Origin of the sequence: Novosphingobium sp. 32-60-15 (assembly GCF_002280675.1) — a bacterium.
In the GTDB taxonomy this organism is placed as follows: Bacteria; Pseudomonadota; Alphaproteobacteria; order Sphingomonadales; family Sphingomonadaceae; genus Novosphingobium.
In genome coordinates this window covers 52,545-65,419 of sequence record NZ_NCEN01000008.1, presented here as the reverse complement: position 1 = coordinate 65,419, position 12,875 = coordinate 52,545, and the positions used below count along the sequence as shown (strand labels likewise).

At 59.1% G+C, this 12,875-nt stretch carries 13 protein-coding genes; 8 read left to right on the top strand and 5 right to left on the bottom strand.

All coding sequences use genetic code 11. The features are described 5' to 3' along the window. Positions 1 to 52 precede the first annotated feature (52 nt). From mdh to B7Y89_RS07925, 8 genes are all read left to right on the top strand, one after another. Positions 53 to 1,015 (top strand): malate dehydrogenase, encoded by a 963-nt coding sequence (mdh, locus tag B7Y89_RS07960; protein ID WP_292937388.1) that lies wholly within the window; start codon positions 53 to 55, stop codon positions 1,013 to 1,015. A gap of 85 nt (positions 1,016 to 1,100) precedes the next feature. Further along, on the top strand, positions 1,101 to 1,991 hold the full coding sequence (sucD, locus tag B7Y89_RS07955) for a succinate--CoA ligase subunit alpha (RefSeq protein ID WP_292937386.1): 891 nt from the start codon (positions 1,101 to 1,103) through the stop codon (positions 1,989 to 1,991). Positions 1,992 to 2,213: 222 nt separating this feature from the next. Further along, entirely contained in the window at positions 2,214 to 5,066 is a 2,853-nt protein-coding gene (locus B7Y89_RS07950) for a 2-oxoglutarate dehydrogenase E1 component (protein ID WP_292937385.1), read from the top strand. 36 nt (positions 5,067 to 5,102) lie between these two features. Beyond that, entirely contained in the window at positions 5,103 to 6,332 is a 1,230-nt protein-coding gene (gene odhB, locus B7Y89_RS07945; protein WP_292937383.1) for a 2-oxoglutarate dehydrogenase complex dihydrolipoyllysine-residue succinyltransferase, read from the top strand. Between the two features lie 120 nt (positions 6,333 to 6,452). Next, a complete protein-coding gene (gene lpdA / locus B7Y89_RS07940; RefSeq protein ID WP_292937381.1) occupies positions 6,453 to 7,853 on the top strand; it encodes a dihydrolipoyl dehydrogenase in 1,401 nt (466 codons plus the stop codon). 111 nt (positions 7,854 to 7,964) lie between these two features. Next, on the top strand, positions 7,965 to 8,162 hold the full coding sequence (locus B7Y89_RS07935) for a hypothetical protein (protein WP_054108024.1): 198 nt from the start codon (positions 7,965 to 7,967) through the stop codon (positions 8,160 to 8,162). 16 nt (positions 8,163 to 8,178) lie between these two features. Beyond that, entirely contained in the window at positions 8,179 to 9,264 is a 1,086-nt protein-coding gene (locus tag B7Y89_RS07930; RefSeq protein WP_292937378.1) for a serine hydrolase domain-containing protein, read from the top strand. Then, the gene (locus tag B7Y89_RS07925) at positions 9,264 to 9,878 is read left to right on the top strand and encodes a trimeric intracellular cation channel family protein (protein WP_292937376.1); all 615 of its coding nucleotides are present in this window, start codon (positions 9,264 to 9,266) and stop codon (positions 9,876 to 9,878) included. Before B7Y89_RS07930 ends, B7Y89_RS07925 begins: the two co-directional genes overlap by 1 nt. Positions 9,879 to 9,887: 9 nt before the next feature. Here the strand turns inward: B7Y89_RS07925 and B7Y89_RS07920 are convergent, their stop codons facing one another. From B7Y89_RS07920 to B7Y89_RS07900, 5 genes are all read right to left on the bottom strand, one after another. Next, positions 9,888 to 10,889: an NADPH:quinone oxidoreductase family protein gene (locus B7Y89_RS07920; protein WP_292937374.1), complete on the bottom strand. Its 1,002-nt coding sequence runs from the start codon at positions 10,887 to 10,889 to the stop codon at positions 9,888 to 9,890. Between the two features lie 92 nt (positions 10,890 to 10,981). Continuing rightward, positions 10,982 to 11,590 (bottom strand): 3-isopropylmalate dehydratase small subunit, encoded by a 609-nt coding sequence (gene leuD, locus B7Y89_RS07915; RefSeq protein WP_292937372.1) that lies wholly within the window; start codon positions 11,588 to 11,590, stop codon positions 10,982 to 10,984. 39 nt (positions 11,591 to 11,629) lie between these two features. After that, positions 11,630 to 11,791, bottom strand: coding sequence for an LPXTG cell wall anchor domain-containing protein (locus B7Y89_RS07910; protein ID WP_292937561.1), 162 nt, complete (start codon positions 11,789 to 11,791; stop codon positions 11,630 to 11,632). A gap of 62 nt (positions 11,792 to 11,853) precedes the next feature. After that, the gene (locus B7Y89_RS07905; RefSeq protein WP_292937370.1) at positions 11,854 to 12,390 is read right to left on the bottom strand and encodes a DNA-deoxyinosine glycosylase; all 537 of its coding nucleotides are present in this window, start codon (positions 12,388 to 12,390) and stop codon (positions 11,854 to 11,856) included. Then, positions 12,345 to 12,875 carry a hypothetical protein gene (locus tag B7Y89_RS07900; RefSeq protein WP_292937368.1) on the bottom strand — a complete coding sequence of 177 codons (531 nt, stop codon included), beginning with the start codon at positions 12,873 to 12,875 and terminating at the stop codon, positions 12,345 to 12,347. The genes B7Y89_RS07905 and B7Y89_RS07900 overlap by 46 nt, the downstream gene beginning before the upstream one ends.

The window sequence follows — 12,875 nt, the reverse complement described above, 5'->3', positions numbered from 1 at the left end:
GAACCGGTTGTCTTGTATGCTTGTCCCCGCGAACGGGAAAGGACCGTAAAGCATGGCACGCAAGAAGATTGCGCTTATCGGCGCAGGCAATATCGGTGGAACGCTTGCCCACCTCGCTGCCCAAAAGGAACTGGGCGATATCGTCTTGTTCGACGTTGCTGAAGGCGTGCCTCAGGGCAAGGCGCTTGACCTGTCGCAATGCGGTCCGGTCGAAGGTTTTGACGCCAAGATCACCGGTTCGAACGATTATGCCGATATTGCAGGCGCAGACGTGATCATCGTCACCGCCGGCGTTGCCCGCAAGCCCGGCATGAGCCGCGACGACCTGCTCGGCATCAACCTTAAAGTTATGAAGGCTGTCGGCGAAGGCATTGCTGCCAACGCACCTGACGCGTTCGTGATCTGCATCACCAACCCGCTCGACGCGATGGTTTGGGCGCTGCGCGAATTCTCGGGCCTTCCGCACAACAAGGTTGTCGGCATGGCAGGCGTGCTTGATTCGGCGCGCTTCTCGACTTTCCTTGCATGGGAATTCGGCGTTTCGATCCGTGACGTGAACACGTTTGTTCTGGGCGGTCATGGCGATACGATGGTGCCTGTCACCCAGTACTCGACCGTCAACGGCATTCCGGTGCCAGACCTCGTCAAGATGGGCCTGTCCACGCAGGAAAACATCGACGCGATCGTGCAGCGCACCCGTTCGGGCGGCGGCGAAATCGTCGGCCTGCTCAAGACCGGTTCGGCGTTTTATGCTCCTGCTGCTTCGGGCATCGCCATGGCTGAAGCCTATCTGTTCGACCAGAAGCGCATCCTGCCTTGCGCCGCTTATGTCGAAGGCCAGTACGGCGTTGACGGCCTTTACGTCGGCGTGCCCGTGCTGATCGGCGCGAACGGCGTGGAAAAGGTTATCGAGATCGAACTCGATGATGCTTCGAAGGCTGGCCTTCAGGTTTCGGTCGACGCGGTCAAGGAACTGCTGGAAGCCTGCAAGGGCATTGATCCAAGCCTCGTCTGAAAATCAGTTGTGCCCTACCAGTTCGGTAGGGCACTTTTAAATTTCCGCGCTTCCGAAACATGAAGCACGCTCGGAAAGGAACATTATGTCCATTCTCATCGACAAGAACACCAAGGTCATCACGCAAGGCATGACAGGCGCTACCGGCACGTTCCATACGGAACAGGCGCTGGCTTATGGTACGCAAATGGTTGGTGGCGTTACCCCCGGCAAGGGCGGCACGACGCACATCGGTCTGCCCAACTTCAACACCGTGCATGAAGCCAAGGCTGCCACCGGCGCCACCGCATCGTGCATCTACGTGCCGCCTCCGTTCGCTGCCGATTCGATCCTCGAAGCTATCGACGCCGAGATGGAATTGATCGTGGCGATCACCGAAGGCATTCCTGTGCTCGACATGGTCAAGGTCAAGCGCGCATTGGCAGGGTCCAAGAGCCGCCTGATCGGTCCGAACTGCCCCGGTGTTCTGACGCCGAACCAGTGCAAGATCGGCATCATGCCGGGTTCGATCTTCAAGGAAGGCACCGTGGGCGTTGTTTCGCGCTCGGGTACGCTAACCTATGAAGCCGTGTTCCAGACCACCGCGATTGGCCTTGGCCAGACGACGGCTGTCGGCATTGGTGGTGACCCGGTCAACGGCACCAACTTCATCGATATCCTCGAACTCTTCCTTGCTGACGATGCTACCAAGTCGATCATCATGATCGGTGAAATCGGCGGTGATGCAGAAGAAATGGCTGCACAGTTCCTGATCGACGAAGCCAAGCGTGGCCGCAAGAAGCCTATGGCAGGCTTTATCGCAGGCCGTACGGCGCCTCCGGGCCGCCGCATGGGTCATGCCGGCGCGATTGTTTCGGGCGGCAAGGGCGATGCAGACAGCAAGATCGCGGCAATGGAAGCTGCTGGCATCAAGGTTTCGGCCTCGCCATCACTGCTTGGCGAAACGCTGGCTGAAGTGCTGAAAGAACGCGTTTAATCGTACGTAAAAGCTACCGCCCGGATAGGCCACCATACGTAGGTGACCGCCGGGCGGATGCTTGGAATTGGGCTGTTATGGTTAATCCTATCGGATGATACCTGTGGCCACTGGATTTTAACGGGACCAAATTACGGTCTCGTGGGTAAGGTTTCTTTCGCCGGTCGGCGAAGGCGCGATTGTCCGAAGCCCCCAACCTCCCCGGGGGATCAGGAGTTGACAATGGGTTCTGAATTGCACGAATTCGACGTGGATCCCTCACAGGAAGGTCCGCAACCCGGTCCTTCGTGGGCCAGCAAACGCTGGCCCGTTACCGATGCTTTTGCAGGCGATGACCTGACCCAGGCGATGGACCCGATGGCGATGAAAGCCGCCATCGAAAAGGCCGCCAAGAAAGCCGGAACTCCGTTGGACGAAGCCGCGTTGCAACAGGCCGCGCTCGATTCCATCCGCGCCATGACCCTGATCCGCACGTACCGTGTGCGCGGGCATTTGGCCGCTGATCTTGATCCGCTGGGCCTTGCCCGTCAAAAACTGCCCGCCGACATTTCGCCCGAATACCATGGCTTCACCGCTGCCGACATGAACCGCAAGGTTTACATCGGCGGCGTACTGGGCCTTGAATGGGCAACGCTGACCGAACTGGTCGTGATCCTGCGCGCAAATTACTGCGGGCACGTCGGCTTTGAATATATGCACATCGCCGATGTGGAAGAGCGCCGCTTCATCCAGGACCGCATCGAAGGTGGTGACAAGTCGATCGACTTTACCCCCAACGGCAAGAAGGCAATCCTTGCCGCTGTTGTGCGCGGCGAACAGTACGAAAAATTCCTCGGCAAGAAGTACGTCGGCACCAAGCGCTTCGGCCTTGATGGCGGGGAATCGATGATCCCGGCGCTTGAAGCCCTGATCAAGTACGGCGGCCAGTTGGGCGTGCGCGAAATCGTTTACGGCATGGCCCACCGCGGCCGCCTCAACGTGCTCGCCAACGTGATGGCCAAGCCTTACCGCGTCATTTTCCACGAATTCTCGGGCGGCACTGCCAACCCGCAAGACGTCGGCGGATCGGGCGACGTCAAGTACCACCTCGGCACCAGCACCGACCGTGAATTTGATGGTATCAAGGTTCACATGAGCCTTGTTCCCAACCCCTCGCACCTTGAAACGGTCGATCCTGTCGTGCTCGGCAAAGTCCGCGCGCAGCAGGTTTTCCGTGACGACATTGGCGAAGACGTTGGCCCCAATGCGCGCCACAAGCAGGTTCTGCCAATCCTGATCCATGGCGATGCTGCCTTTGCCGGACAAGGTATTGTCTGGGAGTGCTTCGGCCTTTCGGGCGTGAAGGGCTACAACACTGGCGGTTGCATCCACTTCATCATCAACAACCAGATCGGCTTTACCACCAGCCCGCAATTTTCGCGCGGATCACCCTATCCATCGGACGTGGCGAAGGGCGTGCAAGCGCCAATCCTGCACGTCAATGGCGATGACCCGGAAGCGGTGACTTTCGCGTGTAAGATGGCAATCGATTATCGCCAGAAGTTCGGTCGCGATATTGTCATCGACATGTGGTGCTACCGCCGCTTCGGTCACAATGAAGGCGATGAACCTTCATTCACGCAGCCGCTGATGTACGCCAAGATCCGCCAGCATCCGCCAGTGAGCGATGTCTATGCCAAGCGTCTCGTCTGGCAGGGTGTGATTGACGAAAATCACAAGGCCGAAGTCGAGAACCAGTTCACCGCGACACTGGAAACCGAATTTGAAGCTTCAAAGGGCTACAAAGCCAATGAGGCTGACTGGTTTGGCGGACGCTGGTCGGGGCTGAACAAGCCAGCCGACCCGGTAACTGCGCGCCGCAATGTGCCAACAGGCATCGATCAGAAGATGTTCGATAGCCTTGGCCGTACGCTGACCGCCATCCCCGACGATCTGACCGTGCACAAAACGCTGGGCCGCGTGATTGATGCCAAGCGCGAAATGTTCACGACGGGCCAAGGGTTCGACTGGGCAACCGGCGAAGCTTTGGCATTCGGCAGCCTTGTCATGGAAGGTTATGGCGTACGCTTGTCCGGCCAGGACTGCGGGCGCGGCACGTTCAGCCAGCGTCATGCCGTCTGGGTCGATCAGACGACCGAGCGCAAGTATGTGCCGCTAACCACCCTGCCCCATGGCAGCTTCGAAGTGCTGGATTCCACGCTATCGGAATATGGCGTGCTCGGCTTTGAATATGGCTATGCCAGCGCTGATCCCAAAAGCCTTGTGTTGTGGGAAGCGCAGTTTGGCGATTTCGCCAACGGTGCGCAGATCGTGATCGATCAGTACATTGCCGCATCGGAAGCCAAGTGGCTGCGGGCCAACGGCCTCGTCATGCTGCTGCCGCACGGGTACGAAGGCCAGGGGCCCGAACATTCGTCAGCCCGGCCCGAACGTTTCCTGCAGCTTTGCGCTGAAGACAACATTCAGGTTTGCAACATCACGACGCCGGCAAATTACTTCCATGTGCTGCGCCGACAAATGCACCGTCCGTTCCGCAAGCCGTTGATTATCATGACGCCCAAAAGCCTGCTGCGCCATCCTTTGGCAAAGTCGGTCGCGTCCGATTTCATCGGTGAAGGGCACTTCATGCGTATCTTGTCCGACACCAACGGTTCGGCAGACAAGGACACCAAGCGTGTTGTGCTGTGTTCGGGCAAAGTTTCGTACGACCTGATGGAAGCGCGCAATTCAGCCGATATGACGGATACGCAAGTGATCCGGCTTGAACAGCTTTACCCGTTCCCGGGTGAGCCACTGGCAACACGCCTCGCGCGGATGCCCAATCTTGAAGACGTGGTGTGGTGTCAAGAAGAGCCCCGGAACAACGGTTCCTGGTTCTTTGTCGAGCCGCTGATCGAGGAATCGCTGAAGGCTGCCAAATGCAAAGTTGCCCGCGCACGCTATGCCGGTCGTCAAGCTTCGGCCTCGCCTGCAACGGGCCTCGCCAGCCGTCACGCGAGCGAGCAAGGCGCGCTGGTTGCCGATGCTTTGGGGCTCTCGGTACGCGGTGAAATCCGCCGCCAGAAGAAATCCTGATTTTCCTGAATTTTCCTTCTCCCAAGGAATTGCATTATGTCGATTGAAGTAAAGGTTCCAACGCTGGGTGAAAGCGTCAGCGAAGCAACCGTCGGCCAGTGGCTGAAAAAACCCGGCGAAACCGTTGCCCTTGATGAGCCGATTGTCAGCCTTGAAACGGACAAGGTCGCGGTTGAAGTGCCTGCGCCTGCCGCTGGTGTGATGGGAGCATTGGTCGCCAACGAAGGCGATACTGTGGCGGTGGGCGCGCTCCTTGCGCTGATCGAAGACAGCATTGCTGCTGCGGGCAATCAGCCGCCAGCGCCACGAACAGAGGCGCCGGTTGCACCTGCTTCTGATACGATGCCAAAGGATGCTGGCACCAGCGGCGATGCAGCAGTGCTTTCGCCTGCGGTGCGACGCGCGGTTCTTGAATATGGCATTGATCCTTCAAGCGTTAAAGGCACCGGCAAAGACGGCCGCCTGACCAAGGAAGATGTGACTGCTGCGGCACAAGCCAAACAAGCAACGCCTGCTCCGGCGACTTCTGCACCAGTCACAACTGTTGCCGCTGCACCTGTTGCGGGCCGCAATGAAGAGCGCGTGAAGATGACGCGCATGCGCCAGACCATCGCCAAGCGCCTGAAAAGTGCGCAAGAAACCGCCGCAATGCTCACCACGTTCAACGACGTGGACATGGGCGCGGTGATGGAAGCCCGCTCCAAGTACAAGGACGTGTTTGAAAAGAAGCACGGCGTGAAGCTTGGCCTGATGAGCTTCTTTGCCAAGGCTTCAGTACTGGCGCTGAAGGATATCCCTTCGGTCAACGCGCAGATGCAGGGCGATGAAATCGTCTATTTCGATTACGTCGACATTTCGGTTGCCGTCTCGGCCCCGAACGGGCTGGTCGTACCTGTCGTCCGCAACGTCGATAAGCTGAGCTTTGCCGACATCGAAAAGTCGATTGCCGATTACGGCAAAAAGGCGCGCGATGGTTCGCTGACGATGGAAGACATGAAGGGCGGCACTTTCACCATTTCGAATGGCGGCGTGTTCGGCGGACTTATGTCCACCCCGATCATCAACCCGCCGCAGTCCGCCGTGCTCGGCCTGCACCGCATCGAAGACCGTCCGGTTGTCCGCAACGGCGAAATCGTGATCCGCCCGATGATGTACATCGCGCTGTCATACGACCATCGCATCATTGACGGCCGCGAGGCTGTGACGGCATTGAAGACGATCAAGGAAGCGATCGAGGATCCAACCCGCTTGCTGATCGATTTGTGATCTGATGTTTCGCGGCATCCCGCAACAAGCTCAGGATGAGCGGGTGCCGTGTTTCTGACCTGAATCCAAGGCCGCTTATGCTGAGTTTGTCAAAGCATGAGCGCGCAACGGAGGCCGAACATGGCTGAATACGATTACGACGTTCTGGTTATCGGTGCCGGTCCCGGCGGTTATGTTGCGGCCATCCGCGCCGCACAGCTGGGCCTGAAAACGGCTTGTGCCGACGGGCGCGATACGCTGGGCGGAACCTGCCTCAATGTTGGTTGCATTCCGTCCAAGGCGCTGCTGCACGGCTCGGAAATGTTTGATGAGGCCACCAACGGCACGTTCAACACGTACGGCATCAAGACCGGTCCGGTCGAACTCGACCTTACCGCAATGCAAGCGCAAAAGCTGGATTCCGTAAAGCAACTGACCGGCGGCATCGAGTTCCTGTTCAAGAAGAACAAGGTTACCTGGCTTAAAAGCTATGCCGCGTTTGAGGACGCCCACACTGTCACAGTTGCAGGCCAGACTGTTACTGCCAAGAACATTGTGATTGCCACAGGTTCGAGCGTCACCCCACTGCCCGGCGTTACGGTCGATAACGACGCAGGCATTATCGTTGACAGCACCGGCGCGCTGGCGCTGGATCGCGTTCCGAACCACATGGTGGTTATCGGCGGCGGCGTAATCGGGCTTGAACTCGGCTCGGTGTGGCGCCGTTTGGGTGCGAAGGTTACGGTCGTGGAATTCCTTGACCAATTGCTGCCCGGCATGGACGGTGATGTGCGCAAGGAAGCGGCCAAGATCTTCAAGAAACAGGGCATGGACATCAAGCTTGGCACCAAGGTGACCGGCGTTGCTGTCAGCGGCAAGACCGCAACCCTGACGGTTGAGCCCTCCAAGGGTGGCGAAGCTTCGACCATTGAAGCCGATTGCGTGCTGGTGGCAATTGGCCGCCGCCCCAATGTGGAAGGCCTTGGCCTCGACAAGATCGGGCTTGAACTGAACGCCCGTGGCCAGATCGAAACCGATCACGATTTTGCCACCAAGATTGATGGCGTATGGGCAGTGGGTGATGTGATCCCCGGCCCGATGCTGGCGCATAAGGCCGAAGATGAAGGCATTGCGGTTGCTGAAAACATCGCAGGGCTGACCGGCATCGTGAATCACGATCTTATCCCCGGCGTGGTCTATACCTTCCCCGAATTTGCTGGCGTTGGCCTGACCGAGGAAGCAGCGCGCGAGAAGGGTGACATCAAGGTCGGCAAGTTCCCGATGCTCGCCAACAGCCGCGCCAAGACCAACCACGAGCCGGACGGCTTCGTAAAGGTGATCTCCGACGCCAAAACAGACCGCGTTCTGGGCGTGTGGTGCATTGCATCGGTGGCAGGCACGATGATCGCGCAAGCCACCCAAGCAATGGAATTTGGCGCGACGTCGGAAGACATCGCCTATACCTGCCACGCGCACCCGACGCATTCCGAAGCGCTGAAAGAAGCCGCTATGGCGGTGACGGGCAAGCCGATCCACATGTGATTTTTGCGACGACAATTGACAGGGGCCGTCCTTCGGGGCGGCCCTTTTCGTTTGAACGCGTGGCTTCAGCCGCCTAAGTGCAACGCAACGCAATTTGAAGGAACTGCCACGATGTCGATCAAGCTTACCCTGACCGAAGACGAAACAGAGATCCTGATTGATGCGCTTGAAGCGGATATGGAAGGCTATCTCGAAGCGGCCAAGGAAGCGCGCGGCAATACGCGCCGTGAAGAAATGAAGACTTTCACCGATGCGGCAGAGCGCATTGGCGCATTGAAAGCGCGGTTGGAAGCGCTGCTGGGCGAGTAAGCCGGCGCGCGTGCAAATGACCCGCCGCCTTCTTGTTTCAGCGCTGGCTGCCTGCGGTCTTTTGCCCGCAAAGCTGGCGGCGCAAGTTACGGACGGCGGGCTTCATCATCTTCTGTCCCGGCCACTCAATGCGGCCACGTTGGCAAGCTTGCGTCAGGCATTGGGTACGCCGGGAATGGCTCTGTTTTGGCAAACAGGGTCTGCGCCACCGGTCGTCATGGCCGATGGTTTTCGCGCTGCCGGGAACCCTGCTTCTGTAACAACGCAGGACCAGTGGCATCTGGGTTCGATAACCAAGTCACTGACTGCAACGGTGTTTGCCCGCGCGGTGGAGGCAGGCGTCATTGGCTGGGATACGCCGATTGGCAATGTCCTGCCACGTGTTCCGCGTCGGCATCGCACCCTCACCGCCATTGAGCTGCTCAGCCACCATGCGGGGCTGGCCAAAGACATCCCGTTGGGTGAATTGTTCGCCATGCCCATGATCGAGGCAGACGCACGCTCCAATCGCCGCCGCTACGCCGAAATGGCATTTGACATGCGCCCAGTCGGCCCCGCCCACAGTGGGTATTCCTATTCCAACGCAGGCTATGTTTTGGCTGCCCAGATGCTCGAAGAAGTCACTGGCATACCTTATGAAGCGTTGGCGCAGCGTGAAGTGCTGACACCGCTTGGCCTGGCCAGCGCAGGTTTCGGCCCGCCGGGATCACCCGAGCAGTTCGACCAGCCGCGCGGCCACCAGAACGGACAGCCTGTTTGGGCGGATAATCCCGCTGTAATGGCACCGGCTGGTGGCCTGCACATGGCGCTTGGCGATCTTGCCGCTTATCTGCGCGCGCATCGTGACCAGGCACCACTGCTGCGGCCCGAAAGCTGGGCGCAATTGCACACCCCCCGCTTTGGCAGCACGTCAGCGCTGGGTTGGATTGCGGGCCAAGACGGTAGTTTGTGGCACAACGGGTCGAACACCAACTGGTACGCCGAGGTTCTGATTGAGCCACAATCTGGCCTGATTGTTGGCCACTGCGGCAATGATATGGCATTGTTCACACATCAGCGGGCGCTCTTGCCAGCGCTGCGCCAAGCGGCGATGGGCCTGTAATGACACCCGCAATTCCCCAACTGCTCGATCTTGCCGGCATCGCCGTTTTCGCGCTCACCGGCGCACTTTTGGCGGCAAAGTTGCGGCAGACATTTGTAACAATGGCATTCTTTGCGCTGGTTACCGGCGTTGGCGGCGGGTCTGTGCGCGATTTGCTGATCGGTGCGCCGGTTTTCTGGGTGCGTGACCCGTGGGTGGCACCGGTATGCTTGGCCGTCGCACTGGTCGGGTGGTTCACCCCGCGAAACTGGTGGGACAAACCCGTGCTGGAATGGGCCGACGCTGCAGGCCTTGGCGCCTATGCCGTGCTGGGCACGGCAAAAGCTTTGGCATTTGGCGTTGCGCCTGTTGCGGCTGTGCTGATGGGCGTAATCACCGGTTGCGTCGGCGGGATCATCCGTGACGTGCTGGCAGGCCGTCCCTCAATCCTCATGCGGCCCGAATTGTACGTCACGGCAGCCGCGCTTTCATCGGTGCTGTGCGCGGGCGGTATGGCGTTGGGCCTATCGAGCGGGATCGTTTGGCCCACTGCTGCGCTTGCCGGGTTCGGTTTGCGCGGCGCGGCAATCTGGTGGCGCTTGGGTTTGCCAACCTATCGGGCTGATGTTGGATAATCCACCCCTTCAGCCAATCATCTCGACCACGACTTTCCCCATGGCTTGCCGGTTTTCCAGCATCGCAATGGCCGCACTGCCTTCATCAAGCGTGAAGCGCGAAGAAACGCGGGGGTTGATTTTGCCTGCGCGCAGCAAATCAAACAATTCAGCCACTTGCGCCTTGAACCTCTCAGGCTCTCTTGCGATGAACGCACCCCAGAACACGCCGCAAACATCGCATGATTTAAGCAGCGTCAGGTTCAAAGGCAACCGTGCAATACCCGCTGGAAACCCGACCACAAGGAAGCGCCCTTCCCACGCGATGGCGCGCACAGCAGGCTCGGAATAATCGCCACCGACGATGTCATAGACAATGTTTGCGCCAGTCGGTCCGCAAGCCATTTTGAACGCTTCGGCCAGTTCTTTTGACTGCACCTTGTCAAAGGGCGCGCGGCCATAGACGACGACGTCATCGGCCCCTGCTGCACGCGCAACGGCTGCCTTTTCTTCGGACGAGACCCCTGCGATCACGCGCGCGCCATAAGCCTTGGCCAGTTCGATTGCCGACAGTCCCACGCCACCGGCCGCACCCAATACCAGCACCACGTCGCCAGCCTTGATATGGCCACGGTCCTTCAACCCATGAATGGTGGTGCCATATGTCATCAGCAATGACGCGCCCGTTGCAAAGTCAACGTCATCGGGCAGGGCAAACAGGCTGCTGGCAGGTGCCACAATCTTTTCGGCAAGACCGCCGTGGCCAATCATGGCCATAACACGGTCCCCGACCGACCAGCCAGAAACGCCTGCACCTAGCGCCTCAATCGTACCTGCCAGTTCACTGCCGGGAGCATAGGGCCGCTCCGGCTTGAACTGGTACATGTCGCGGATCATCAGCGTGTCGGGAAAATTGATCGAGCAGGCATGAACACGCACGACCACCTCACCCGCTCCGGGCACAGGATCGGGCAGATCATCCAGCACCAGCGTTTCGGGGCCGCCCGCAGCGTGAGTACGCAGTGCCTTCATTGCAATCTCCCAAAGCCTTTCGCGGAATCGCTCCGCCTAAGCCCTTAAGGAAGCAAGTTTTGCGCGGCTTGGAAAGCCTTTTAATTGAGCGCTTAAGCCGCCGCTACGGCATCCGTACCGCGCGCAAGGAATGGCAACTGATCGCGCATCTTGGCCTCATGCGTGGAAATTGCCGTATCACGGGCCATCGTCAGCCCGACTTCATCAAGGCCGTTGATCAGGCAGTTCTTGCGGAACGCGTCAATTTCAAACGAGAAGCGATCCTGAAACGGGGTTGAGACGGTCTGTGATTCCAGATCGATCATCACAGGATCGGTCTGTGCAACTTCCATTAACCGGTCAATCGCTTCTTGCGGCAAGACCACGGTCAGGATGCCGTTCTTGAAGGCGTTGCCCGAAAAGATGTCGGAAAACGAAGGCGCGATGACGGCCTTGATACCCAGATCAAGCAAGGCCCAAGCCGCGTGTTCACGGCTGGACCCGCAACCGAAGTTATCACCCGCGATCAGGATTGGCGAACCGGAAAACTCGGCGCTGTCAAAAATATTGTCAGGATCCGCGCGCAACGCTTCAAAAGCACCGCGCCCGAGGCCCTGCCGTGTAATCGTCTTCAGCCACTTGGCAGGGATGATCACGTCAGTGTCGACGTTCTTGCGTCCGAACGGGATAGCCCGTCCGTCAATCTGGTTCACCGGTTCCATGCCGCCGCTATAGCTTTGCGCGCGATGGATGCAAGGCCGTCAGTCTGTTTCAGGAACGTCTACGGGAGGTGCTTTTGGTGCCGTGCTTTCCGCGCGCTCCTTGCGGCGCGAAGCGTAAAGCAGGGCCGCAGCAAGGGCTGCCGAGCCAACCGCCGCGCCCGCCATGGCAGCTTTGCCAGTCCAGTCGGATTTCTTGCTCACGGTAAAGCTCCTTGATATCGTGGATCATAGATTGACCCGGTGCAGGATAATTACAAGCATCATCAAAGGAATTTCCGCAGAGAAGTCCATTGCTCAAGCTTTGCCTCAAAACAAAGCGCGGCATGCGCGGGGCTGCTGGACGGCAGACGCAGCAATTCAAAAGCCCCTGCTTCCGCCAATTGTGGCGCACCGATCCCTGCGGATTTTGCACCGTTAAAGGCCACGGCGCGCAATGCGGGAAGTGTGGTGACAAGGTCTGCCAGCGCATTGGGGGCTACGTTACGGATCGCCGTATCAAGGCTGCCTTTGCGCGTGGCGCTGCCAATTGAATCCCACAACCCGATGCCATGTTCGATCACTGTGGCCAACCGCTGCTCGTATTCAAGACTGGCGAGATCATGCCTGATCACCGCGCCAAGCAGCCGCCAGAATTGATTGCGCGGATTGGCATAATACCGGCCGGCAGCAAGGCTTGCCTCGCCCGGCAAGCTGCCAAGTATAAGGACGCGGGTCCTGGCATCAACAATCGGCGCGAAAGACGCCTTGCGCTCGATCAGCGTTGCACCAGCGGGCTGACGGGATCGCGGTTCGCCTCCCACTGGCCCCATTTGTCGCCAAGTCCGGGATGGTCGACTGCGCCTTCACGCATCGATGCGGCTGCTTGGGCTGCGGGCAATGGCGGCAATGGCCCGTTATCGCCCATCATCAATTCATCGCCCAATAAACGAAAGCCTTGCGGGCCGGGATGGAATGCCTGAACCACGGTCATCACGTTGCCGCCATATTGCACCACGTCGATTACCAAGGCATCCACTTCGCCCTTGGGCGTGCCCACGCGCACTTGCCGCGCAATGGCGCAATCGGGCCACTGTGCGGCACCGCCGGTGATAAAGGCCTTGGCCTGCGCGTCCTGCTCCAGCGGCGTTGCGCCTTCAAACGTGTTCAGCGCGCGGTTGCCGTCACTGCGCATGCACAGCGATTGCGGCTGATATTGTCCGCCCGGTGGCAGTTCCGAAACGCTCCAGAACGCATGGGCCATCAAGAACCCCGCAAGCTGAAGCGCCGCTATCGGAAGACCTGCCAT

Coding starts and splice junctions, on each gene's coding strand:
- mdh (WP_292937388.1), top strand. CDS start 53: ATGGCACGCAAGAAGATTGCGCTTATCGGCGCAGGCAATATCGGTGGA.
- sucD (WP_292937386.1), top strand. CDS start 1,101: ATGTCCATTCTCATCGACAAGAACACCAAGGTCATCACGCAAGGCATG.
- B7Y89_RS07950 (WP_292937385.1), top strand. CDS start 2,214: ATGGGTTCTGAATTGCACGAATTCGACGTGGATCCCTCACAGGAAGGT.
- odhB (WP_292937383.1), top strand. CDS start 5,103: ATGTCGATTGAAGTAAAGGTTCCAACGCTGGGTGAAAGCGTCAGCGAA.
- lpdA (WP_292937381.1), top strand. CDS start 6,453: ATGGCTGAATACGATTACGACGTTCTGGTTATCGGTGCCGGTCCCGGC.
- B7Y89_RS07935 (WP_054108024.1), top strand. CDS start 7,965: ATGTCGATCAAGCTTACCCTGACCGAAGACGAAACAGAGATCCTGATT.
- B7Y89_RS07930 (WP_292937378.1), top strand. CDS start 8,179: ATGACCCGCCGCCTTCTTGTTTCAGCGCTGGCTGCCTGCGGTCTTTTG.
- B7Y89_RS07925 (WP_292937376.1), top strand. CDS start 9,264: ATGACACCCGCAATTCCCCAACTGCTCGATCTTGCCGGCATCGCCGTT.
- B7Y89_RS07920 (WP_292937374.1), bottom strand. CDS start 10,889: ATGAAGGCACTGCGTACTCACGCTGCGGGCGGCCCCGAAACGCTGGTG.
- leuD (WP_292937372.1), bottom strand. CDS start 11,590: ATGGAACCGGTGAACCAGATTGACGGACGGGCTATCCCGTTCGGACGC.
- B7Y89_RS07900 (WP_292937368.1), bottom strand. CDS start 12,875: ATGGCAGGTCTTCCGATAGCGGCGCTTCAGCTTGCGGGGTTCTTGATG.